The sequence below is a fragment of the Pedobacter metabolipauper genome (genome assembly GCF_004362715.1).
Classification (GTDB): domain Bacteria; phylum Bacteroidota; class Bacteroidia; order Sphingobacteriales; family Sphingobacteriaceae; genus Pedobacter; species Pedobacter metabolipauper.
On the sequence record NZ_SNYC01000004.1, the window covers coordinates 190895 to 216377 of the forward strand.

At 40.9% G+C, this 25483-nt stretch carries 22 protein-coding genes; 16 read left to right on the plus strand and 6 right to left on the minus strand.

Annotated features, from left to right (window positions below; translation table 11 throughout):
- Entirely contained in the window at positions 1-840 is an 840-nt protein-coding gene (gene panC / locus ATK78_RS07425; protein WP_133575462.1) for a pantoate--beta-alanine ligase, read from the minus strand.
- A gap of 153 nt (positions 841-993) precedes the next feature.
- Here panC and ATK78_RS07430 point away from each other — a divergent pair, with 153 nt between their 5' ends.
- From ATK78_RS07430 to glmS, 3 genes are all read left to right on the plus strand, one after another.
- Complete coding sequence (locus tag ATK78_RS07430) at positions 994-1818, plus strand: glycogen/starch synthase (protein ID WP_133575463.1); 825 nt, start codon at positions 994-996, stop codon at positions 1816-1818.
- A gap of 15 nt (positions 1819-1833) precedes the next feature.
- Positions 1834-3270: a DUF4270 domain-containing protein gene (locus ATK78_RS07435; protein ID WP_133575464.1), complete on the plus strand. Its 1437-nt coding sequence runs from the start codon at positions 1834-1836 to the stop codon at positions 3268-3270.
- A 78-nt stretch (positions 3271-3348) separates the two neighbouring features.
- Positions 3349-5187: a glutamine--fructose-6-phosphate transaminase (isomerizing) gene (gene glmS, locus ATK78_RS07440; protein WP_133575465.1), complete on the plus strand. Its 1839-nt coding sequence runs from the start codon at positions 3349-3351 to the stop codon at positions 5185-5187.
- 51 nt (positions 5188-5238) lie between these two features.
- Here the strand turns inward: glmS and ATK78_RS07445 are convergent, their stop codons facing one another.
- Both ATK78_RS07445 and mutY read right to left on the minus strand, forming a co-directional pair.
- A complete protein-coding gene (locus ATK78_RS07445) occupies positions 5239-5667 on the minus strand; it encodes a single-stranded DNA-binding protein (RefSeq protein ID WP_133575466.1) in 429 nt (142 codons plus the stop codon).
- 15 nt (positions 5668-5682) lie between these two features.
- Positions 5683-6732, minus strand: coding sequence for an A/G-specific adenine glycosylase (gene mutY, locus ATK78_RS07450; protein WP_133575467.1), 1050 nt, complete (start codon positions 6730-6732; stop codon positions 5683-5685).
- 172 nt (positions 6733-6904) lie between these two features.
- Between mutY and ATK78_RS07455 the strand changes: the two genes are divergently transcribed.
- From ATK78_RS07455 to ATK78_RS07485, 7 genes are all read left to right on the plus strand, one after another.
- Positions 6905-7207, plus strand: a complete 303-nt coding sequence (locus ATK78_RS07455) for an HU family DNA-binding protein (RefSeq protein WP_008240139.1) — start codon at positions 6905-6907, stop codon at positions 7205-7207.
- Between the two features lie 6 nt (positions 7208-7213).
- Positions 7214-8080: a tetratricopeptide repeat protein gene (locus tag ATK78_RS07460; protein ID WP_133575468.1), complete on the plus strand. Its 867-nt coding sequence runs from the start codon at positions 7214-7216 to the stop codon at positions 8078-8080.
- A 245-nt stretch (positions 8081-8325) separates the two neighbouring features.
- On the plus strand, positions 8326-9876 hold the full coding sequence (locus tag ATK78_RS07465; protein WP_133575469.1) for an Rne/Rng family ribonuclease: 1551 nt from the start codon (positions 8326-8328) through the stop codon (positions 9874-9876).
- Positions 9877-10049: 173 nt separating this feature from the next.
- Positions 10050-11426, plus strand: coding sequence for a DNA repair protein RadA (radA, locus tag ATK78_RS07470; protein WP_133575470.1), 1377 nt, complete (start codon positions 10050-10052; stop codon positions 11424-11426).
- Positions 11427-11763: 337 nt separating this feature from the next.
- Positions 11764-12237, plus strand: a complete 474-nt coding sequence (locus tag ATK78_RS07475) for a DUF4920 domain-containing protein (RefSeq protein ID WP_208112325.1) — start codon at positions 11764-11766, stop codon at positions 12235-12237.
- A gap of 121 nt (positions 12238-12358) precedes the next feature.
- The gene (locus ATK78_RS07480) at positions 12359-12916 is read left to right on the plus strand and encodes a LemA family protein (protein WP_133575471.1); all 558 of its coding nucleotides are present in this window, start codon (positions 12359-12361) and stop codon (positions 12914-12916) included.
- Complete coding sequence (locus ATK78_RS07485; RefSeq protein ID WP_133575472.1) at positions 12916-13875, plus strand: DUF3137 domain-containing protein; 960 nt, start codon at positions 12916-12918, stop codon at positions 13873-13875. The genes ATK78_RS07480 and ATK78_RS07485 overlap by 1 nt, the downstream gene beginning before the upstream one ends.
- 29 nt (positions 13876-13904) lie before the next feature.
- On the opposite strand, the gene carB is transcribed toward ATK78_RS07485, so the two are convergent.
- Together carB and ATK78_RS07495 are read right to left on the minus strand one after the other, a co-directional pair.
- Positions 13905-16721, minus strand: coding sequence for a carbamoyl-phosphate synthase large subunit (gene carB / locus ATK78_RS07490; protein WP_133575473.1), 2817 nt, complete (start codon positions 16719-16721; stop codon positions 13905-13907).
- Between the two features lie 212 nt (positions 16722-16933).
- Complete coding sequence (locus ATK78_RS07495) at positions 16934-17251, minus strand: carboxypeptidase regulatory-like domain-containing protein (RefSeq protein ID WP_133575474.1); 318 nt, start codon at positions 17249-17251, stop codon at positions 16934-16936.
- A gap of 116 nt (positions 17252-17367) precedes the next feature.
- Here ATK78_RS07495 and ATK78_RS07500 point away from each other — a divergent pair, with 116 nt between their 5' ends.
- The 6 genes from ATK78_RS07500 (at position 17368) to ATK78_RS07525 (ending at position 23712) form a co-directional block, all read left to right on the plus strand.
- Complete coding sequence (locus ATK78_RS07500; RefSeq protein ID WP_133575475.1) at positions 17368-17889, plus strand: hypothetical protein; 522 nt, start codon at positions 17368-17370, stop codon at positions 17887-17889.
- A gap of 44 nt (positions 17890-17933) precedes the next feature.
- Entirely contained in the window at positions 17934-18548 is a 615-nt protein-coding gene (gene pnuC, locus ATK78_RS07505; protein WP_133575476.1) for a nicotinamide riboside transporter PnuC, read from the plus strand.
- Positions 18532-19062 carry an AAA family ATPase gene (locus ATK78_RS07510; RefSeq protein WP_133575477.1) on the plus strand — a complete coding sequence of 177 codons (531 nt, stop codon included), beginning with the start codon at positions 18532-18534 and terminating at the stop codon, positions 19060-19062. The genes pnuC and ATK78_RS07510 overlap by 17 nt, the downstream gene beginning before the upstream one ends.
- A 214-nt stretch (positions 19063-19276) precedes the next feature.
- Positions 19277-21733: a TonB-dependent receptor gene (locus ATK78_RS07515; protein WP_133575478.1), complete on the plus strand. Its 2457-nt coding sequence runs from the start codon at positions 19277-19279 to the stop codon at positions 21731-21733.
- Positions 21734-21738: 5 nt separating this feature from the next.
- The gene (locus tag ATK78_RS07520) at positions 21739-22371 is read left to right on the plus strand and encodes a thiamine phosphate synthase (RefSeq protein ID WP_133575479.1); all 633 of its coding nucleotides are present in this window, start codon (positions 21739-21741) and stop codon (positions 22369-22371) included.
- A gap of 60 nt (positions 22372-22431) precedes the next feature.
- The gene (locus tag ATK78_RS07525; RefSeq protein WP_133575480.1) at positions 22432-23712 is read left to right on the plus strand and encodes an MFS transporter; all 1281 of its coding nucleotides are present in this window, start codon (positions 22432-22434) and stop codon (positions 23710-23712) included.
- Between the two features lie 2 nt (positions 23713-23714).
- Here ATK78_RS07525 and ATK78_RS07530 read toward each other — a convergent pair whose 3' ends face one another.
- Complete coding sequence (locus ATK78_RS07530) at positions 23715-25463, minus strand: ABC transporter ATP-binding protein (RefSeq protein WP_133575481.1); 1749 nt, start codon at positions 25461-25463, stop codon at positions 23715-23717.
- Positions 25464-25483 lie beyond the last annotated feature (20 nt).

Genomic DNA, 25483 nt, shown 5'->3' on the forward strand with positions numbered 1-25483 from the left:
TCAGCTGAGTATCATATTATCAATAAGCCGGGTTTGGCCCACTTTAGCTGCAACCAGGGCAATAACATTTGACTTCTTCTGATCGGTTTCCGGCAGCAATGTTTCACCGTTTGCAATCGTGAAATAATCCAGTGTTACACCCGGCGTCTCTTCGATCATAAGTTTTGCATGACCTAAAAGCGTATCAACACCTTGAGATGCAAAATGATCTTTAACATAGATCAACGCCTGGTTTAACACCAATGCATTCTCCCGGTCTTTCATTGTCAAATGAATATTCCTGGAACTCATTGCCAGGCCATCCTCTTCCCTGATAATAGGACATGAAATAATCTGTACAGGAATATTAAAATAAGAAACCATATTCCGGATCATTAAAACCTGCTGAAAATCCTTCTGGCCAAACAACGCCACATCAGGTTCAACAGCATCAAATAATTTCTTAACAATCTGGGTAACCCCCTGGTAATGACCTTTTCTAAATTCACCTTCCAACAGGAACTCTGCAGCACCCAAATCAATATGCCAGCTTTCTTCCCTGGGATACATCTCTTTTACAGCCGGCATAAAGACAATGTCACAGCCAGAAGCCCTGAGCATCTCAATATCATGTTCCAGCGGACGCGGGTACTTTTCCAGATCTTTAGGGTCTGTAAATTGTGTGGGATTTACAAAAATGCTGCACACTACTATCTCAGCATGTTGTTGTGCTGCTTCTATAAGAGACACATGTCCTTTGTGCAGCGCACCCATTGTTGGCACTAAAGCAATTTTCTGCTGAGCCAATTTAATTGGGTCGAGCAGCGACCTTAACGCCGCGATCGTATGTACAACTTTCAAACCTGCTTATAAAATTTCAAAGGACAAAGTTGGTTATTTATACATTCCCAACAAAACATCTTGTGTATTATATTGATAAATGTTATTATTTTGCTTACCTTTGCACCTTGATAATCTTTTCTTTAACATAAATTTTTATTTACGAATATGGAGATGGCAAAAACGAAGCTACTGATTGTTACACACGAGATGTCGCCTTTCCTTGAACTCACAAAGATTTCAGAAATTACCCGTCAATTACCACAGGCAATGCAGGATAAAGGATTTGAGATCCGTATCTTAATGCCAAGGTTTGGAAACATCAATGAAAGACGCAACAGGCTGCATGAGGTGATCAGACTTTCTGGTATGAACATTATCATTGATGATAATGACAACCCTTTAATCATTAAGGTTGCTTCAATCCCTGCCGCCCGGATGCAAGTGTATTTCCTGGATAATGAAGATTATTTTCAGCGTAAATATGTTTTCAGAGATAAAGAAGACAAATTTTACGCAGATAATGATGAACGGACCATCTTTTTCTGTAAAGGTGCCCTTGAAACCGTTAAAAAATTAGGATGGTCTCCTGATATCGTTCATTGCCATGGCTGGATGACAGCTTTAGTACCTGTATACATCAAAACCACCTACAAGAATGATCCTACTTTTAAAAATTCTAAAGTAGTTTATTCTGTTTATGATCAATGTTTCTCCGAAACATTAAATCCAGACCTGTATAAAAAAGCAGTGATGAATTCAATGACCATCGAAGACACCAAAGTATTTGAAAAAGCAGATTACAATTCATTAAACATTGGAGCCATAACGTACTCAGACGCAGTTGTATTAGCTGACGAAAACATTAGTGCCGATGTGTTAAAATTTGTTAAAGATTCTAATAAGCCAACTTTAGCTTATAATTTAACCGAAAATTTCGAAAACTTCTATTCTTTATATGAAGAAATTTCGGATGAAGAATTGGTTTCAATAGCATAACTCAGGTATTTAAATATGAAATTTATTAAACAAGACTTATTGACCCTGTTAATAGGTCTTTTTCTTTTTTCTTCTTGTAAAGACAGCAATACAATTGGTTTAGATCTCGGTAACACAGACCTTAGCACTAAGGGCACCCTGGTAGATACCGTCTCAATCAATTTAGTTACCCAAAAAGAAGATCCAATATCCACAGTAGCACAAGACAGATATCCATTGGGCTATCTCAATTCTGATGTACAATTTGGCACAACTGAAGCCAGCTTGGCAATGACTGTAACCCTTCCAAGTAATGGTTACAGCTTCGGGACAGCTCCGGTTATCGATTCAGCAATACTGATCTTACCGTATTCTACCCAGTTCTACGGAGATACTACTTCTTCCGTTTATAACATCAATGTACAGCAGCTTGCCTCAGATCTTTCTGTAGAAAAATCTTTCTTAAGCAATAAAGAATGGGCAGTTCAGGGCGGCGTTATTGGTAACTACAATGCCAGGATCAAGCCTAAAACGCCAATAGTAGTAAATACAATAGTAGATGGTGGTCCTGATACCGCGGCTACCGTTGTTCCGCAGCTGAGAATAAAGTTAAGTAATTCATTTATTCAGAATAACATTTTAAATCTGGATTCGATCACAAGATCTAAGAACACACGGTTTGCAACCGCCTTTAAAGGATTACACGTTAGCATCAATAAGACCGGATCTACAGGAAAAGGGGGCATTATATTCCTTAACTTTGGTTCTACAAGTGCCAACCTGGAACTTCACTATAAAAAACAGGATGCAACAGTAACGACCGAAAGAGATACTGTTTCCGTGTTATTCCCTGTATCCTCTACACTAGGGCCAATTGCATCCACAATCAAGCACAATTATACCGGAACAAAAGTTCAGGAACAGCTGGATGCTCCAAATCCAGCAGTGCCATATAGCGTAACCTACCTGCAGGCAATGGCCGGTTTGAGAAATAAGATCTCGTTCCCTTACCTTAAGAAATTCGTTGAAACCGTTAAAGCGGGAAAAACAAGTTCAAAGATCATTGTGAACCGGGCAGAACTTATCATAAACTTGAACAATGGAACCGATGTTTCTCCGCTTAATGCCGCACAGAGACTCTCTCTTTATCGCCTAGACATTGGTGGGTTGAGAGGCAATGTACCAGACAACGATACCCAGGATCTTTACAGATATGCAGGATCTGAAACTGCCTTTGGCGGATTTTTTGACGCAACAAATAATAGATATATCTTTACCATCACCAGTTATCTGCAAGATTTAATTGATGGTAAAACAGAAGATTACGGCACATTTATAGCCCCAAGTTCATTAACTGAATTTAATATTGCCCCTTCTATTACTTCTGCAGCACGCTCAATTATCAATACCAGATTTCCAGGTACGGATAATAAAGCAATTAAGCTGAACATCTACTATACCAAAGTAGATTAAAATAAATAGTATACCTTTATCATTATATCCTCCGAGATTCATAATTTCGGAGGATTTTATTTTTAATATCCAAATTGTATGTGTGGAATAGTTGGTTACATTGGCTATAGAGAAGCCTGGCCTATAGTAATAAAAGGCTTAAAAAGATTAGAATACAGAGGTTACGACAGTGCAGGTATTGCACTTATAAATGAAGAAGGTCTGAATATTTATAAAAAGGCTGGAAAAGTTCAGGAACTGGAAAATTTTGCCGAAGGAAAAAACCTGTCCGGTACAGCCGGTATAGGACACACCAGATGGGCAACCCATGGTGCACCGTCCGATCGCAATTCACACCCGCACACTTCAAACAACGGAAAATTGAGCATCATTCACAATGGTATCATTGAGAACTATGCCACCTTAAAAGCAGAACTTGAGACCAGGGGACACACGTTCAAAAGTGATACCGATACCGAAGTATTGGTACATCTGATCGAAGAGATCTATAAAAATGAAAACACAGACCTTTTAGAAGCTGTTCGTCTGGCATTACAGGAAGTAAACGGTGCTTATGCCATTGTTTTGATGGACGAAGATCAGCCCGATCAGCTAATTGCAGCCAGAAAAGGCAGCCCTATGGTAATCGGTGTTGGAAAAGGCGAATACTTTATCGCTTCAGATGCTACTCCAATTGTGGAGTATACAAAGAATGTAGTCTATCTCAACGACAATGAGATTGCCTTTATAAAGCGGGATGAACTACTGATCAAGCGTCTGGATAATGTAGTGCAAACCCCTTACATACAAGAATTAGAACTGAAACTCGAAATGCTTGAAAAAGGCGGTTATGAGCATTTCATGCTTAAAGAAATTTTTGAGCAAACCCGCTCTATCAGGGACTGTATGCGCGGACGGATCAATACCCAGGAAGGATTGGTACAGCTTGGAGGCATCAAGGAATACGCAGACAAGCTTAAGAACATCGACCGGATCATTATAGTCGCCTGCGGCACATCGTGGCATGCAGGGCTTGTAGGAGAATACCTGATCGAAGAATATGCGAGGATCCCTGTCGAAGTGGAGTATGCCTCAGAATTCAGATACAGAAATCCGATCATTACAGAAAAAGATGTGGTCATCGCCATCTCTCAGTCCGGAGAAACAGCAGATACCATGGCCGCAATTGAGATGGCCAAAGAAAAAGGAGCAACCATATTTGGTGTATGTAATGTTGTTGGGGCATCTATACCCCGGTTAACACATGCAGGCGTTTACACGCATGCAGGGCCGGAAATCGGCGTTGCATCTACTAAGGCATTTACCGGGCAGGTTACAGTTTTGACCCTGATGGCATTTTACATGGCCCAGCAAAAAGGTACACTTACCAATTCTAAACTTAGAGAACTGCTTACAGAACTGGACTGCATTCCGGATAAGATCCAGAAAGCCCTTGAATCCAATGATCTGATCAAAGAGATCGCAAAAGTATTCAAGGATTCCAGGAACTGCCTGTTCCTGGGTAGAGGAAGTGGTTTCCCTGTGGCTTTAGAAGGCGCTTTAAAACTGAAAGAAATTTCCTACATCCATGCAGAAGGATATCCTGCTGCCGAAATGAAACATGGTCCAATTGCCTTAATCGATGAAGAAATGCCGGTAGTAGTTATTGCCACCAAAAATTCATCGTACGAAAAAGTGATCAGCAACATTCAGGAAGTCAAGGCGAGAAAAGGAATTGTCCTTGCTATTGTCACCGAGGGAGATGTAGAAGTACGGAAAATGGTCGATTACTGTATAGAGATTCCGGATGCAAGCGAAGCATTCCTGCCTTTATTGGCAACCATTCCTTTACAACTATTGGCCTACCACATCGCCGTATTAAGAGATTGTAATGTAGATCAGCCCAGAAATCTGGCAAAATCTGTTACCGTAGAATAATATATAGTATGCCGGGCTTAAATTAAGCCCGGCATACTTATTAAACCAATATTAAAATGGCAGGTCGCCGTTGGTGTCTGCAGAATCCAGGTAATCTGTTTCCGCCTTAGGCGTCGCATTCTCTGAAGTTACAGGTGTATTTTCGAAATCACTTTTCCTGCCTAGTATAGTGAAATTCTCAGCAACTACTTCCGTAACATATTTTTTAACCTTCTCACGGTCTTCAAAAGAGCGGGTACGTAATTTTCCCTCAATATAAACTAATTTTCCTTTCTGTAAATACTTAGAGGCTACTTCGGCTAAGCCACGCCACAAAACAATGTTGTGCCACTCGGTCTGCTCAATTCTTTTACCATCCTTATTATACGTTTCTGATGTTGCCAATGGGAAACTGGCCACTGTTACACCACCATCTAAATGTCTGACCTCAGGATCTTTCCCTAAATGCCCAACTAAAATAACTTTGTTAATACCTGACATGAATTCTCGTTTTTACTAATTTATTGAATAAGTACTCATAAAATCGGTGATCACCTTTGGTTGCGGCAACTCGTCAAAATCAATCAACGAAACCCATTTTATATCTGTATTCAGTCTAAAGTTAATGATATAATTGTCTAAAGCAAAAAATTGAACATATATTGTTTGGTGAGTAAGCAAATGCTTCCTGCTAAACAGGGGTTTAAGCAAGCATTGAGAACCAAAGTTATTTTTTACATCAGTTAAAAAAGATTCTCCAAGAGCAATATAATCAGCCGCTGTCTCGATTAAAGGAAAATCATAGAGCTCCTGCCACACATCTCCGGCACTCCGCTTCTTAACCATAATTTTATCGCCATCCCTGACTATAAAATAATTAAAGTACCGGGTACGTTTTTTTAAGGTCTTTACCTTAACCGGCAGTAAATTTACGTGGTTTGTATTTCTTGCACAACATCCCTCCTGAACCGGACAAGAAGGACAGTCAGGTGATTTAGGTTTACATTGCAAAGCACCAAACTCCATTATCGCCTGGTTATAAACAGAAGCTTGCTGCCCAACGATCAGTGCTGTAGCAAGCGCCGCAAATTCTTTCTTGCCTCCGGTACTATTAATAGGCGTGGCAATACCAAAATACCTGGATAAGACCCGGAATACATTTCCGTCAAGAACCGGCTTTGATTCATTGGAGGAAAATGATGCGATTGCCGCAGCAGTATAATCACCAACACCCTTTAAACGGATCAGATCTGCATAGGCCGTAGGAAAAATCCCATCATGCACATCCAAAACTTCCTTTGCCGTAATCAGCATATTTCTGCCCCGCGAATAATAACCAAGCCCCTGCCATAATTTTAATATCTGTGACTCGGTTGCTGCAGCAAAATCTGAAACCGTTGGATAACTGGATAAAAATCGGTTGAAATAAGGTAGCCCCTGTTCAACCCGGGTCTGCTGCAAGATAATTTCCGATAACCAGATCACATAAGCGTCCGTAGTATTTCGCCACGGAAGATCTCTTTTATGGACCAAATACCATTTAATTATTTCATCTTGAAATGTCATAAACACAAAAATACGACGTTAATACTTTGTTTTTTGGTAAAACTTGCAATTCGCTGATATAAGGTTAAACAAATAAATCATCTTTTATTTTCCTATCTCATTAAAAAGCAATACTTTTGCAACCCCAAATCACTGATAAAAGTATTATACATATAAATAAATAATAGAGAATATGACTAAGGCAGATATTATTTCAGAAATATCAACGAAAACAGGAATTGAAAAGGTAGATGTGCAAGAAACCGTTGAGGCATTTTTCAAAGTGATCAAGAACAGCATGATCGGCGGAGAAAATGTATATGTACGAGGTTTTGGTAGTTTTGTTGTAAAAAAGAGAGCGCAAAAAACCGCAAGAAATATTTCTAAAAACACTGCAATCATCATCCCGGAGCACTTTGTTCCAAGTTTTAAACCGGCAAAGGTTTTTGTTGACAAAGTAAAGAACAATTCAAAAAAAGTAAGCGTAGAAGCTTAATTAGTTATGCTGAACAGTATCCGGTCAAAACAGATAATCACCATTGGAGCAATTGTATTGCTTATAGGGTTTCTGTTTACACGGGATATAAAAGGTTTAGTAAAACCTAAGGAAGATAAAGCAAGTGCCCCCGCAGCCGGACAAATGACAACCGATCAACCTGCCCTGATTAATCTGGCAGAAGTTTCAGCAACAGCGAAAAACACGATCAATGCGAGTCTGGCTGCTGAGATCAACCTACTGGAGAACGACTTCAATGCAGCAGCAGAAAATGATAAAACTGCCTTTGCTAAACAGCTCGCTCAAAAATGGGATGATTTGGAACAAACGGTTCCAAGTGCACTATATCTGGAAATCATTGCCAGCAAAGAACAAAACCTCAATAACTGGTTAGTTACCGGAGATAAGTTCATGAAAGCATTTGATAATACGCGTGATTCTATATTGCAGCCGGCATTGTTACAAAAAGCAAATGTTGCTTATACCAATGCAATGCGTATAGACTCCACAAGCTCAGATGCCAAAACCGGCCTTGGAATAACAATTGTTGATGGTATGGGAATGCCAATGCAAGGAATTGCGATGCTGATGGATGTGGTAAAAAAAGACCCGAAGAATTTAAAAGCAAATATGAGCTTAGGCACTTTTGCAATTAAATCTGGACAGTTTGATAAAGCAATCGTCCGTTTCACGGATATCATTGCAATTAAACCTTCACCAGACGCTTATTTTTACCTGGCTACGGCTTACGAAAACATGGGCAAGACGACTGAAGCTATTGATGCTTATAAGAACAGTAAAAAACTTGCTGCAAATGCAACACTGTCTAAATTTATTGACGACAAAGTAATTGAGTTGCAGCGAAAAAAATAATAAACAGATTATAAAAATATTTAAAAATTTAAGATTATGCCAAGTGGTAAAAAAAGAAAAAGACATAAAATGGCTACACATAAACGTAAAAAACGTTTAAGAAAAAACAGACATAAGAAAAAATAGTTTTTCCTAATGTATTGCAAACAATTAAGGCTTGGATTATTCCTGGCCTTAATTGTTGTTTGCAGTGTTTTTTTATTGTCCATGTGTTAATAAGGCATTTGCCTTAAAATCTGTAGCTTTTGGTAAAAGAACTAATTATAGATTCCTCTCCGTTGGGAGTAACCATAGCTTTAATTGAAGATAAACAGCTTGTAGAACTTCATAAAGAACAGATCAATAACAACTACGCCGTTGGCGATATTTATTTAGGCCGCATAAAGAAAATTATGCCAGGACTAAATGCTGCATTTGTTGATGTTGGTTACGAAAAAGATGCATTCCTGCATTATTTTGATCTTGGTCCGCAAGTACAATCTTTAATAAAGCTTACTAAAATTAAGCGTAATGGCTCCGTTAATGGCACTCTATTGGATAATTTCAAGCTGGAAAGTGACATTAATAAGGCCGGTAAAATATCCGAAGTAGTCAGTAAAAATCTTATCCTTCCTGTTCAGATAGCCAAAGAACCTATCTCAACAAAAGGCCCTAGATTAAGTTCAGACCTTTCCATCGCAGGGCGCTATATTGTCCTCGTCCCCTTTTCTAATGTAATCTCGATTTCCAAAAAAATTAAGAGCAATACAGAACGCAATCGTCTTAAAAAGATTATTGAAAGTATTAAGCCCAAAAATTTTGGTGTCATCATTAGAACGGTTTCAGAAGGTAAAGGTGTAGCCGAACTTCAAAAAGACCTTTTAGACTCGGTCACTAAATGGGAAAACTTTATTAAAAAGTTACCCGATGCAGAACCTTCTAAACGTGTTTGGGGAGAAATGGATAGAACGTCCACACTGATCCGTGATATTTTAAGTACCGACTTCACAAATGTGTATGTCAATGATCCGAATCTTTTCGAAGATATCAAATCATATGTACACGAGATCTCTCCGGAAATGGAAAAGATCGTTAAACTTTATAAACATAAAGAGCCAATCTTTGAGCATTTCAGCATTGAAAAGCAAATCAAGAACTCTTTCGGTAAAACCGTAAACTTAGCCGGTGGCGCATACCTTGTTGTCGAACACACAGAAGCACTCCATGTGATCGATGTAAATAGCGGAAACCGCACAGCAAGTAAAGAAAACCAGGAAGAGAATGCACTGCAGGTCAATAAAGAGGCGGCTAAAGAAATTGCCCGTCAGCTTCGTCTGCGTGATATGGGAGGTATAGTGGTAATCGATTTCATCGATATGCATAAACCTGTAAACCGTAAGATGCTATTTGATTATCTGAAAGATCTCATGCTGCTTGATCGTGCTAAACATACCATATTACCTCCAAGTAAATTTGGTCTTGTTCAGATCACCCGTCAGCGTGTAAGGCCTGAAATGAATATCGTTACCAGTGAAAAATGCCCTACCTGTGATGGCACAGGAGAAATTAAGGCCAGTATTGTATTGATGGACGACATTGAGAATAATCTGACCTATATTTTGCAAGAGCAAAATGAAAAAAATATTACGCTTTGTGTTCATCCGTATATCGAAGCATTTATCAATAAAGGGCTCGTTTCTTTGAAATGGAAATGGTTCTTTAAATTCGGTCAGCGAATTAAAATTAAGCCGGTATCGTCTTATAACCTGACAGAGTTCCACTTCCTTTCTTCAAAAGACGAAGAAATTAAATTGTAAACGTATACGTTCTAAGGAATTTAACAGCCCTGATTCTAAACAAATCAGGGCTGTTTCTTTTAATATCAATTAGTAAGTATTTTAAAATAAGCCTTAAACTTTGCCGGAATTAAATCTAAATTCGTACGGCATTCGTGCATAACATCCCGGTAAAACCATTAAAATTAAATCAATTGGCAAAAAGTAAATCAGCATATTTCTGTCAGAGCTGTGGCTACGAATCCGCAAAGTGGCTCGGCAGGTGCCCCTCATGCAATCAATGGAATACTTTTGTAGAAGAGGTTGTAGAGAAATCTGCTGCTAAAGTACCATCCTGGAAAAGTGATAGCGGCACATCGAGAGCAAGTAAACCCACCAGGGTTGACAACATCCAGTCCATCAGCGAAGAGCGCGTATTAAGCGGAGATCAGGAACTGGACAGGGTGCTTGGCGGAGGTATAGTCGCAGGATCCGTTATATTGATCGGCGGCGAACCAGGGATTGGTAAATCCACACTAATGCTCCAGCTGGCCCTGAACATCCCCGGAAAAAAAATACTATACATTTCCGGAGAAGAAAGTGAGCAGCAGATTAAAATGCGGGCAGAGCGGATCACCAATTCACCAAAGGCAGAGTGCTACATCTTAACGGAAACATCAACCCAAAATATATTCAAACAGATTGAGTCCCTGGAACCTGACATGATCATTGTCGATTCTATACAGACCCTTCACTCTGCTCATATAGAATCAACACCAGGCAGCGTTTCACAGATCAGGGAATGCACTGCAGAATTGTTAAAATTTGCCAAAGAAACAGATACCCCTGTATTTTTAATCGGCCACATCACGAAAGATGGAACTATAGCAGGACCTAAGATACTGGAACATATGGTAGACACCGTATTGCAGTTTGAGGGAGACAGGCATCATGTGTACAGGATATTACGCTCTATTAAAAATCGCTTTGGTGCAGCCGCAGAACTTGGAATCTATGCCATGCATGGAAACGGGCTCAGACAAGTATCTAATCCATCAGAGATCTTATTATCACAGCGCGATGAAGAACTAAGCGGAATAGCCATATCAGCAACTTTAGAAGGCGCCAGACCCATGCTCATAGAAACCCAGGCATTGGTTAGTGCCGCAGCATACGGAACGCCTCAGCGGTCTTCAAATGGCTTTGACACCAAACGAATGAATATGCTTCTTGCCGTACTTGAAAAAAGATGCGGTTTCAGATTAAGCACAAGAGACGTTTTTCTGAATATTGCCGGCGGCATCAAAGTAGAAGATCCTGCCATAGATCTCGCCATCCTGGTTGCAATCATCTCCTCCCATGAGGATATATTCATTTCATCAAAAATTTGCTTCGCAGCAGAAGTAGGTCTTTCAGGAGAGATCAGGGCCGTAAACCGGATCGAACAACGGATCTCTGAAGCAGAGAAACTTGGCTTCGAAAGAATCTTTATTTCAAACTATAACCTGAAAGGGCTTGTAAGAGATAAGTTTAAAATTGAGATTACAGCAGTAAGTAAAATTGAAGATGTTTTCTCCCTCCTTTTTGGATAATCCAATTTTAATTTGAAGACCCGTGCAATTTTAAGAGTTATTCTCCACACAGTGTGGAAGTAATTTCCACCTATAAAAAATAGCTTATTTCCACATCAAAACGCAATTCACTGTTTATAAGCACTTTAATAAAAAATAAATATAAAATAAATTCTGGCAAGCTAATTGCATTAATGAAATCGCTATATGCATTTATGTAAATAGCTAACAATAGGGATGATTATCCTCGTTATCGTCAGGTAACGAGGATTTTTTTTACAGAAAGATTTTCCACTTTAAAAATATTATAGATATTTTTACATCTTCAATATTTAGATTCATTTTAAACAACGAACATATGCAAATTAAAAAATTCATTCTGGGACTAACATTATGTATGTTAACCACATTTGTTTTTGCACAAGAAACTAAACCAGTTGATGGCAAATCCTTTGGTGAGGGCGTAACTCAGGGTAACATTCAGCCAGTTGCAAAAATGGAAACTGCCATGGGCGACAAGAAAGCCGCAGACATGAAGATTACCGGTGAAGTGGTAGAAGTTTGTAAGAAAAAAGGATGCTGGATGACACTAAAAATGCCTGAAGGAGAATCCATCCGCGTAACTTTTAAAGACTATGCCTTTTTCATGCCAATGGATATTGTTGGCAAAAAAGTAGCTTTAGACGGAATTGCAAAAAAACAGACCATCTCTGTAGAGACCTTGCGCCATTATGCAGAAGATGCGCACAAACCAGCAGCAGAAGTAGCAAAAATTACAGAACCTAAAAAAGAACTTGCTTTTGAAGCTAAAGGAGTCGTAATTTTAAACTAATTAAAGAGCTCTCCTCTTTAATATTGATTGATAAGGCCCTGTTCTCTCCGGAACAGGGTTATTTTTTTATACCCGATTTTTATAATATATTAGCTGCTCACAACCTCTTAAAATTATAAAAATGATCCTAGCTGCCCTGATAATTGTTGTATTGCTAATCGCCGGTATTGTCATATACAATTCACTGATTGGTAAAAAAAACCAGGTTACCAATGCATTCTCTGCCATAGATGTCATGCTTAAAAAGCGGTTTGACCTGCTGCCAAATCTGATTGAAACCGTTAAGCAGTATACCAAATACGAAGGCGACCTGCTATCAAAGGTCGTAGAACTCCGTGCACAGGCAAATGCCGGCAACTTAACGAACGATCAAAAGTTAAATCTCGATAAACAATTAACCTCAAGCGTAAAGGGCCTGATGGTTACTGTAGAGAATTATCCGGATCTCAAAGCCAATCAAAATTTCTTACAGCTGCAAAGCACATGGGCAGAAAGTGAAGAACAAATTGCAGCAGCAAGAAGAACATACAATGCTGCAGTTACCGACTATAACGATGCGATCATGATGTTCCCGGGAAGTATTTTTGCCGGAATGATGAATTACCAGCCAATGAATGTCCTGGCAAACACAGAAGAAGAACGCAAAAATATCAGTGCTAAGGAACTTTTTAACAGCTAATGTCAGATCCTATAAATGCAAGTCTGCAAAGTGCATTAACTGAACTCGAGATCCAGCGTAAAGAAGTATCCGGTGTCCGGATCAAAAGCTACTCGTTCATAGCTGCAGGAATAGGATTAGCAATCATAGGCTTCCTCTTTCCAGGATTGTTAATAGCTGCCGCAATCGGTGGATTAGCTCTTTTGATCACAGGGATCGTATTCCTGAGTAAGGCCACAGACAAATTCAACAGCTACCGGCATGAATTTAAACAGCGGATCATCGCCGCAGCCTTAAAAACCATTGACCAAAGCCTGGAACTCGAGTACCATTCCGGATTATCAGAACAGGCTTTCATCAATTCCAGGCTCTTTGCACAACAGCCAGACCGGTACAGCAGTCAGGACCAGATCTATGGATCTGCCGGCAAAACCAGGTTCTCGTTCTCAGAGGTCCATGCAGAATATAAAACCGTAACACAAACAAAAAATGGCAGGCAGGAGCATTGGCATACTATCCTCAAAGGAATTGTTTTCTGTGCAGATTTTAACAAGAACTTTCATGGGCTTACCCTCATAAAACCAAAAGATATAGGATCAGCACTTGGCGCCTGGATCACCGATAAGATCCCCCTGTTTTCAACCTCAGGAAAAGAACTCGTAAAGCTGGAGAATCCCGATTTCGATAAAACCTTTGTTACCTGGTCCAGCGATCAGGTAGAAGCACGATATATATTAACCCCGGCAATGATGGAAAAACTTTGTGAACTGGACAGCAGGTGCAGATATACCATCTCTGCATCCTTTACCGATTCGTGCATGTACATCGCCTTTCCGCTGGACAAAGACTATTTTGAACCCCCGGTATTTAAAAGCTTGTTAGACCAAACCACCTTGAATGAGGACATCTCATTGATCCGGTTCATGTACAACATCATCCACCAGCTCGACCTCAATACCCGGATCTGGGGTAAGGAGTAAATAAAAAAAGTCCCTTTCGGGACTTTATATTATTTTGATAAGTACATTGATTTATCCTTGTAAAGCTTTCTGAAGTATGGATCTTCCAGGTCTTTAATGAACCGGATGGATTCTCCTGTTGATTTCATCTCTGGCCCAAGTTCCTTCGTAACTTCCGGAAACTTATCGAAAGAGAAAACAGGTTCTTTGATCGCATAACCTTCCAGCTTTCTAACAATGTTAAAGTCTTTCAGTTTATTTACACCCAGCATTACTTTAGCAGCGATATTGATGTAAGGAACGTCATAAGCCTTAGCAATGAAAGGAACCGTTCTGGACGCCCTTGGATTGGCCTCAATCACATATACCTTTTCATCCTTAACAGCAAACTGGATATTTAACAACCCGATTACGTTCAGTGCACGTGCAATTTTTTTCGAGTAGGTCTCCATGTCACTGATTACTTTATCCGACAGGCTAAACGGAGGCAACACCGCAAAGGAATCACCAGAGTGAATTCCCGCAGGCTCAATGTGTTCCATCAAGCCAACAATATGCACATCATCACCATCACAGATAGAATCAGACTCCGTTTCTTCAGCACGGTCTAAGAAATGATCAATCAGCACGCGATTTCCGGGAAGATCACCCAGCAACTTAACAACCGCCTTTTCAAGGTCTTCATCATTAATCACAATGCTCATACCTTGTCCGCCCAATACATAACTTGGTCTTACCAAAACCGGATAGCCAACTTCATTGGCAACCACAATGGCTTCCTCCGCATTTTCAGCAACACCATACTTAGGATATGGAATCTCCAGTTCTTTTAAAAGATCAGAGAAACGTCCCCTGTCTTCAGCAACATCCATATCATTATAAGAAGTACCGATGATCTTGATTCCATTCTCATGAAGTTTTTCTGCCATCTTCAACGCAGTCTGACCGCCCAGCTGAACAATAACACCAATCGGGTTTTCCAATTCAATGATCTCACGAACATGCTCCCAGAATACAGGCTCAAAGTAAAGCTTATCAGCCATATTGAAATCTGTAGAAACCGTTTCAGGATTACAGTTGATCATGATCGCTTCAAAACCTGTTTCTTTAGCTGCAAGCAAACCATGTACACAAGAATAATCAAATTCAATACCCTGACCGATCCGGTTAGGGCCTGAACCCAATACAATTATTTTCTTTTTATCAGAAGGAAGAGATTCGTTTTCCTCCTCAAAGGTCGAGTAGTAATAAGGTGTTTGTGCAGCAAACTCAGCAGCACAGGTATCAACCATTTTATAAACCCTTTTTATACCTAGGGATTTTCTGCGTTCGTAAACCTCATCTTCAGTAACATTACCCAGTAAGTAAGCGATCTGAATATCAGAGAAGCCTTTTTGTTTAAGTGTAAAGAAGAAATCCTTAGGAATGTTTGTCAGGGTGTAACGCTTAACCTCTGTTTCCAGCTGAACAAGCTCATGGATCTGTGAAAGGAACCATTTATCGATTCTGGTAACCTTACGGATAGACTCTAAAGGAACGCCCATGCTCATCGCATCTTTAATCAGGAATAAACGGTTCCAGCTTGCATGCTCCAGACCATACATGATCTCGTCAATACTTCTGTTGTGTTTTCCGTCAGCACCCAATCCAGCCCTGCCAATCTCTAAACTCTGACAGGCTTTTTGTAAAGCTTCAATAAAGGTACGTCCAATGGCCATTACCTCTCCAACAGATTTCATCTGCAGACCAAGCTCCATATTGGCGCCTTTAAATTTATCAAAGTTCCAGCGTGGCACTTTAACAATTACATAGTCCAAAGTAGGTTCGAAATAGGCCGATGTTGTTTTAGTGATCTGATTTTCGATCTCATCCAGGTTATAACCAATAGCCAGCTTAGAGGCAATTTTAGCAATAGGATAACCCGTAGCCTTACTGGCCAGCGCAGATGAACGTGAAACCCTTGGGTTGATCTCGATCGCGATGATCTCATCATTGTCCGGGTTCACAGAGAACTGCACATTACAGCCTCCGGCAAAATTACCGATGGCACGCATCATCTTTATGGCCTGGTTCCGCATGTCCTGGTAACAACGGTCAGATAAGGTCATTGCCGGAGCTACTGTGATCGAGTCACCGGTATGGATCCCCATTGGATCAAAGTTCTCAATAGAGCAAATGATGATCACATTGTCATTGCTGTCCCTTAAAAGTTCCAGCTCGTATTCTTTCCAGCCAAGAACCGCTTGTTCAACAAGCACTTCATGTGTTGGAGAAGCCTCAAGACCACGCTTTAAGGCCTGGTCAAATTCTTCTTTCTTATGTACAAATCCACCACCAGAACCACCTAAGGTATAGGATGGGCGGATTACTAATGGATAACCGATTTGCTGGGCAGCCTCTTTTCCTTCAAGAAAAGAGTTGGCAATTCTGGAGTTGGCAACACCAACACCAATATCAACCATTAACTGGCGGAAAGCCTCCCTGTTTTCTGTTTTTTCAATTGCAGCAACATCAACACCAATTACCCGAACACCGTGCTTTTCCCAAACACCGCGTTCTTCAGCTTCTTTACAAAGGTTTAAAGCCGTTTGTCCACCCATGGTAGGCAAAACAGCATCTATCTTTCTTTCTATTAAGATCTGCTCAATAGAATCTACAGTTAACGGCCGCAAATAAACATGATCAGCGATGACCTTATCGGTCATGATCGTTGCAGGGTTAGAATTGATAATGGATACTTCAATACCTTCTTCTTTCAAAGATAAAGCAGCTTGAGATCCTGAATAATCAAATTCACAAGCCTGACCAATGATAATAGGTCCTGATCCGATAATAAGTACTGAGCGTATGGAGGTGTCTTTAGGCATAAGGCTTTAAAAAGTCTAATGTTATAGTGTGAAAAATGCGGTATTGCAGACCGGAATTGTCTCGAGATCCCCTTTGATAATCATTAAGAAACCCGACTCTTCTGTCGGGATGCAAAGTTACAGTTTTGAACATTAAAATTAAGGTATTTTTTCAAAAAGCCTTATAAATAAAAAAAGGGGCTAAAACGCCCCTTTACATATCCCAACATCAATTATTGCTCCAGCTTAATTTCACCAATATCCGTGATTGCACTGTCAATAACAGCAACATTTTCAATAGACGTATCTTTAAACGGAGCTTTTGCTTTGATCCATACACTATATGTCGACTTCTTAACATTCGTTAATATAAAGCTGCCATTGCTGATCTCCGCTTTTAAAGTATCTGTTCCAGAAACGGCATAAACCTGTGAAGCTCCGTCCAAAGGGAAAACCTTACCTTTTATACCACCTTCTCTTACAGCCGTAAACGCCAATAATCCGAGGGATAGTCCTGCAACTGCTAAAAAATTTAAACTTAACCTTTTCATGATAATTTGTTTTAATAATTAGAATTGAACTATTTGTATATCTGTTAATTAAGACAATCCGCACTGGAAATTGTTTGGATTAAAAAAAGCGGTCTGACATTTGCATACCATGAACCATGAAAAGAATACTTCCATTTTTATTCGTAACAGCGATCGTATTGGCAGGATGTGCAACCGTGCAATCCATCATCAAATCCACATTTCCCTATACCGCAACAGTGGTCATACCAGCCTCTTCAAAAAGCGGTACGGTCATTTCTGCAACCTCATCAGCTACCAGTATCGATCAGGTATTCGGCAATCAAAACGGAACGAATTATATTAAAGATGTCAGGATCACATCCGCAAAGTTAGCGTCATCTAATCCGGCAAATACCAGCCTGGGCATGTTCAAATCCGTAAAACTATTTGTCTCAAGCGGCAATAGCGGAGAAATCATGGTAGCCTCAAGAAATGATGTTCAGGAAAACATCGGGCCGGATCTTGTGCTCGATATAGACAATTCCCGTTTCCTCGATAGCTATGTTCAGGGAAACAGCATCCGCGTAAGGATAGAATATGTACTTAGAAATGCAACCACTGCTGATGTTAGTATAAGAACCTCGTTAAGCTTTACCTCATCACCTAAAACACAATAGCATAAAAATAACCGCGTTTTCATTCCGTATCATTACTTTTGAAAATGATTGAGGTTTTAAAAGACAGCTTTACGCAATTATTCCTGCAGACAGGAGTACTGGAATGGTTCGGGGTATTTACCGGCATCCTGTGCGTTTGGCTGGCTGCAAAAAACAACATTTATAGCTGGCCAGTCGCAATCATTAGTGTAATCATCTATATCTTTATCTTTTTTGAAGCGAAGCTCTATGCAGATATGGGACTGCAGTTCTATTTCTTTTTCATGAATGTCTATGGCTGGTATTTCTGGAGCAGGGAACGCAATAATCCCGGATTATCAAGACCAGTAGCCACCATTACCAAAAATGAGATCGTATTCTCTATTGTCGGCATAGTTGCATTCACCCTGCTTTTGGGCTTCTTCCTCAACAGTAAAACCGATGCCTCATTCCCATATATAGATAGCTTTTGCACCGCATGCAGTTTGATGGCACAAATATTCCTGGCTCGCAAGGTCATGCAAAACTGGCTGATCTGGATCTTTGTTGATATCATTTATGTTGGTGTCTACGTCTCAAAAGATCTGTATGCTACGGCAATCATGTATGCACTATACATTTACATAGCAACCGTTGGTTATTTAGAATGGAGAAAGATATATCGTGAGCAGCAGCATTAAAAAGATCGCAATCGTTGGACCAGAGAGTACCGGGAAATCAACCCTCACGCAACAGCTGGCCAAACACTACCAAACCTTATGGGTGCCCGAATATGCACGGTATTATTGTGCCGCCTTAACAGAACCCTGCAACCTTCAGGATGAAGTAAATATGTTTCACGGGCAGCTGGCCCTGGAAGATTCTATTTTGGCCATCGCAGATAAAGACCTCATCTTTTGTGATACCACCTTCATAACCGTAAAGATCTGGAGTGATGAGGTATTCGGAAAAACGCCTCAGATTGTGCTGGATGCACTTCCAAATTACCACTATGACCTGTACCTGCTCATGGATATAGACCTGCCCTGGCAGGAAGATCCATTGCGTGATTTCCCACACAAAAGGGAACATTTTATGAACATCTGGCACCAGGAGCTTCAGGCATTAAATGCTGAATATATGCTAGTCGGCGGACAGCAGGACCGGCTGCAGAATGCCATCCGCGCCGTCGATCAATTTCTTTTAAAATCGTGATCATGTTAAATTGATAATTTATCAATACCTTTGAACCATCAAAAAGGGGTGCCTTGTTTTGTAAAAAACACAAAGACGGGCTGAGAGCATACCCAATATATCAACAGATATATACACCTGATCCGGATAATGCCGGCGGAGGGATTGGAGCTATGAAAGTTTAATTAGGCTGTAAGTGCCCCTTACTTGCAGTGGTTTAATTAAAAAATACAAATTGAAAACAAGATTGATCACAGTACTCGCCGTACTGCTTCTGCCTTTGCTAACACAGGCACAATTCACCATTTCAGGTACTGTATCTGAAAAATCAATAACCCTTACCGGAGCTACCATAAAGATTAAGAACAGCACCGCAGTAACCACAACCAATACACAGGGTAAATATCAATTTTCTAACCTGAAGTCAGGAAGTTATACCATCACAGTTAGCTTTGTAGGCTACCGTACCATAGAAAAGACCGTTCAGCTGAACAGCGATCAAACACTGGATTTTCAGCTAAATCAAGCTGCATTCCTGGCAGAAGAAGTGATTGTAAGGGCTACCCGCGCCAATGAAAAATCGGCCACTACCTACAAGAACATCAGCAAGGCAGAAATAGAAGAAAACAATTTCGGACAAGACCTTCCTTTCATCCTCAACAATACGCCGGGAGTGGTCGTAACGTCTGATGCCGGCGCCGGCGTTGGCTACACCGGGATCCGGATCCGGGGCAGCGATGCGGCCAGGGTCAATGTAACCTTAAACGGAATTCCGTACAACGATAGCGAAAGCCAGGGAACCTTCTGGGTAAACATGCCCGATTTCGCATCCTCTGTAGATAATATCCAGATCCAGCGTGGTGTAGGAACATCAACAAACGGCGCAGGTGCGTTTGGAGGAAGTGTGAATATTCAAACTGCATCCCCATCAGAAAATGCCTACGCAGAATTAAACAATACCTTCGGATCGTTTAACACGTTAAAGAACACCGTTAAAGTAGGAACAGGACTTATCAATAACATATGGAGCTTTGACGGGCGGCTTTCAAGGATAAAATCAGATGGCTTTATAGACCGCGCAGCATCAGATCTAAAGTCATACTTCCTTTCCGGGGCATATCACGGGAAGAACGACCTGTTAAGGGTCAACATCTTCTCCGGAACAGAAAAGACTTACCAGGCATGGAACGGCATTCCCGAATCCAGACTAAACGGAGATGTCCAGGGAATGAACGACTTCATCGCCCGCAATTACCTGAGTGATGCAGAAGCCGCGCACCTGTTAAGCTCAGACAGCAGAACCTATAACTCGTTTACCTACAAAGATCAGAACGATAATTATCAGCAAAGCCATTATCAGGCCTTGTATGCCAAACAATTCAATGATAAATTTTCATTTAACGGGGCATTACATTATACCGATGGTAAAGGGTACTTCGAAGAGTTTAAAATGTCACAAAAATTCAGCAATTATGGATTACCGCCGATCAATGAAAATGGCGTACTCAGAGAACGGACAGACCTGGTTCGCCGCCGCTGGCTGGACAATGATTTTTATGGCGTTACCTATGCCTTTAATTACCAGGCCAAATCCAATTTAAATTTTACCGTTGGCGGCGCCTATAACGAATACAAGGGCAAGCATTACGGACAAGTAACCTGGGCACAATATGCATCAACAGGAGACAATTTCCGCCATTATTATGATGGCAAAGGAGATAAAAATGACTTTAATGTCTATGGTAAGGCCAATTATAGCCCTGTAGAACAGTTAAGCTTGTTTGCAGACCTCCAATACAGAAAGGTAACTTATGACATCACCGGAACGGATAAGAACCTTAAATCACTTAATTTCGGCAATGAATACGACTTCTTTAATCCAAAGATTGGCGCTACCGTATTCTTAAATGAAGAAAGTAATGTATACACCTCATTTAGTGTGGCCAATAAAGAACCCAACCGGGACGATTTCACAAACATTAAAACCGGGCTGCTCCCAAAATCAGAACGGCTAAACAATATAGAAGCCGGTTACCGCTTTAAGAACAACACGTTAAGTGCGGGGATAAACGCCTATGGCATGTTCTATAAAGACCAGCTGATCTTTACAGGTGAGATCAATGAGTTTGCCGATGCATACCGTCAAAACGTAGATAAAAGTTACCGTATAGGAGTTGAGATTGATGCTTCATATATCTTCAGTTCAAAATTTGCGATCAATGCCAATGCAGCGTTCAGCAAAAATAAGATCAAAGATTATATCGATTACGTTTCAGAATATGATGACAATGGAGACGTGGTTAATGTGTTTACCACATCCTATGCAAATCCGGATATTTCATTCTCACCAAAATCAGTACTTTTTGGAGAATTGGTATACAAGCCGGTCAAAGGCTTTGCAGCAGCCATCCAGAGTAAATATGTAAGTGCCCAATTTATGGACAATACACAGAATGATACCCGTAAACTGGATGCATACTGGGTAAACAATGCCAGGCTGGGTTATGACTTCAACATGGCCGGGATCAGGAACATCAACATTGGATTACTGGTAAACAACATCCTCAACAGGAAATACGAAAGTAATGGATATACCTACAGCTCTGCCTACCAGGGAACTACCACCACAGAGAATTTTTACTTCACCCAGGCAGGAACTAATTTCTTACTTTCGCTAAACCTCAAATTTTAAAACCAATGAAGAAGTTCATCGAAAAACTACATTTTATCACACATGATATTGAACAACTCAGCCACATTCAGCAAGTACAGATTGCCTGCGAAGCAGGAGCTAAATGGGTTCAATACCGCTGCCTGACTAAAAGTGACGATGAACTGCTGGAAGATATCAATGTCATTGCAGAGACCTGTGACGATTGGGGTACAACCCTGATCGTCACAGATCATATCCATTTAAAAGGAAAGGCAGACATCCAGGGCTTTCACATCGAAGATATGGATGCAGACTTTGTGCAGCTCCGGGCACAGCTTGGTGAAGATGTAACTATTGGAGGTTCTGCAAATACCGTTGAAGGGCTGATCCGCTTATTCCGGGAAGGAGCCGATTATGCGGGTTTTGGTCCTTTCACCACAACCACCACAAAACCAAATAATGCCCCGCTAATTGGAGTTGAAGGATATCGTAAAGCCATTAAGATCTTAAAAGAACAGTCGATCACACTTCCTGTCCTGGCAGTTGGCGGCGTAACGGTCAAAGATATAGATGCTTTACTGGAAACAGGGGTCTTTGGCATCGCAGCATCTGCGGCCATAAACCAGTCCGGCGACATGACAGCAGCGTATCTCGATTTTTACGATAAGATCAGGTAATTGATCGTAAAAAACTCCTTATTTAATTCGTCAACACCTACATTTGTCTAAACTACTTTTTTGGACAATTCAGAGCTTATAGAAAAACCAGATCCTTATGCCGCCCTGCGGTACCGGGAATTCAGATCCTATCTGGGTATGCGGTTCTTTTTCACCTTCGCCTACCAGATGCAGGCCGTAATTATTGGCTTTCACATCTACCACCTCACCAAAGATCCCCTGGCCCTTGGTCTTGTTGGACTTTGCGAAGCCATTCCTGCAATCAGCATTGCATTGTATGGAGGCTATGTAGCCGATAAATCTGAAAAAAGAGGCCTGCTTTTAAAGATCTTCATAGGCGTATTCCTTTGTTCATTAGTGATGCTCATCGCGACTACAAAACAGATGCATGCTTACGTGCCAACCAGCTATATCATTCCGATCATGTATACCATGATCTTTGGAATAGGAATAGCAAGAGGCTTTTTCAGTCCGGCCACATTTTCCCTGATGGCACAGATCGTACCCAAAAAACTATATCCCAATTCCAGTACCTGGAACAGCTCCAGCTGGCAGGCCGCATCGATCCTTGGTCCGGCAACAGGCGGATTGATCTATGGATTCTTTGGCATCACCACCACCTACAGTGTAATTATTGTCTTTATAGCCATAGCCATTGTATGCATCCTGTTCTTAAAACCGCACCCGCCAGCATTTATACCCAAAGAAAGCATCATCAAAAGCCTGACAGAAGGCGTGCAATTCGTTTTTAAAAGTAAAATGATGCTTTGGGCAATGAGCCTCGACCTGTTTTCTGTATTCTTTGGCGGAGCGATAGCCCTGCTTCCGGTCTTCGCAAATGACATCCTTAAAGTGGGTTCAGAAGGACTGGGCTTCATGCGGGCAGCAGCATCAAGCGGCGCAGTAATTACCATGCTGGCCATGACCAGGTATTCTCCGATGAATAAGCCCTGGAGAAACCTGCTGATCGCTGTTACCGGATTTGGAACAAGCATCATCTGCTATGGCCTATCCAAAAACTTCTATTTAACCCTATTATTCTTATTTGCAGAAGGCTCGTTTGACAGCATCAGTGTCATCATCCGATCTACCATTATGCAGTTGCTTACACCCGATGAAATGCGCGGACGCGTATCGGCAGTAAACAGCATGTTCGTTGGATCTTCCAATGAAATAGGAGCCTTTGAATCCGGTTTAACAGCAAAGCTGATGCGCACCGTTCCAGCAGTGGTTTTTGGCGGCAGCATGACCATACTGGTGGCCGGCATAACCTACCTGAAAACAAAAGGCTTAATTAAATTAAGCCTTCAGGAGATCAATGAACAAAAAGTAGAACAATAAATTTATACTTCAAGACGCTCACCAATCTGTTGTCTCCACATGGCGTAGTACAACCCATTTAACAACAACAAGTCTTCATGCCTTCCCTGTTCAATGATATGGCCTTTTTCAAGTACATAAATGCGGTCAGCGTGGCGAATGGTAGATAGTCTGTGGGCAATTAATATCGTAATGTGACTGGTATGCTCCGAGATCTCACGGATCGTCGCCGTGATCTCTTCCTCAGTCAATGAATCCAGTGAAGATGTAGCCTCATCAAAAACAAGGATATCAGGTCTGCGCAGTAAAGCCCTTGCAATAGACAAACGTTGTTTCTCACCACCAGAAACTTTCACACCGCCTTCACCAATAACAGTATCCAATCCGTTATCTGCCCTGGACAGTAAACTGGTACAAGCCGCTTGTCTCAACACCCGCATACATTCTTCATCAGTTGCACCCGGACGAACAAACTGCAGGTTCTCCCGGATCGTTCCGGAAAACAGCTGCGTGTCCTGTGTTACAAAGCCAATCTTTTCTCTAAGCTGATCCAGATCAATCGCCTTACTGGAGGTCTCATTATAAAAAACTTCCCCTTCAATAGGCTGATAAAGACCAACCAATAATTTTACAAGGGTTGTTTTTCCAGATCCCGACGGACCAACAAAAGCAATCGTCTCGCCGTTATTCGTGGCAAAAGTAATGTTGTTCAATGCATTGTTCTTACCGCTCAGGTGCTTAAAGTTAACCTGGTCAAAAGCAAGGTTCGTAATTTTTTCAAGCCTTATCGGATTTAAAGGCTTTTGATCAACAGGAGTACTCAGGATCTTCCTGAAATTACCGAGGGAAACCTCAGCCTCACGCCAGGCCAGAATCACATTACCAAGCTCCTGCAATGGACCAAAAAGAAAAAAGGAATAAAACAGGAAAGAAAAATACTGACCAGCAGAAATGGTATTTTCAAAGATCAGGATCAGCAGGACCACCACCATAATGCTCCGCACAAGATTAACTGTAGTCCCCTGAACAAAGCTCATGCTTCGTACATACTTCACCTTTTTAAGTTCCAGTCCCAGTATTTTATACGTCGTCTTATTCAGGCGGTCTATCTCCTGGTTTGCAAGACCTAAACTTTTAACAAGTTCAATATTCCGGAGAGACTCCGTAGTGGAACCGGCAAGCGCTGTAGTCTCTGCAACAATGTTTTTCTGGATGGTCTTGATCTTCCTGCTTAAAAACCAGCTCACAAAGCTGATAATTGGAATCGCAGAGAAATAGATCAGTGTCACCTTATAGCTTACAGATATCGAGTAAACAATCACAAAGATCATCCCGATCAGACTAACAAATAAGATGCTGATAAAAGAAGTAATGAACTTTTCTGAATCTGTCCGTACTTTCTGAAGGATGCCTAAAGTTTCACCGCTCCGCTGGTCTTCAAAAACCTGGTACGGCAACTCAAGGGAGTGCTTTAAACCATCAGCATACATCTGCGCACCAACCTTTTGCACAATAATGCTGGTAAAATAATCCTGAAAGTTCTTCGCAATTCTGGATACCATGGCCGCACCAACCCCAAGACCAACCAGTCCGAGTACACCCCAAACAAATTGATCCCGGTTTAAAATGTCTTTCTTCTCGATGAACTGATCTACAATCCTACCGGTTATATACGGATCAAGTAAAGAGAAGCCAATGTTAATAGAGGCCAAAAAAAGGGCCAGAACCACCACCCATTTGTGATTTTTCAAATATTCAAGCAGTAGTTTCATTAATCTAAGTTTGTTTTGAG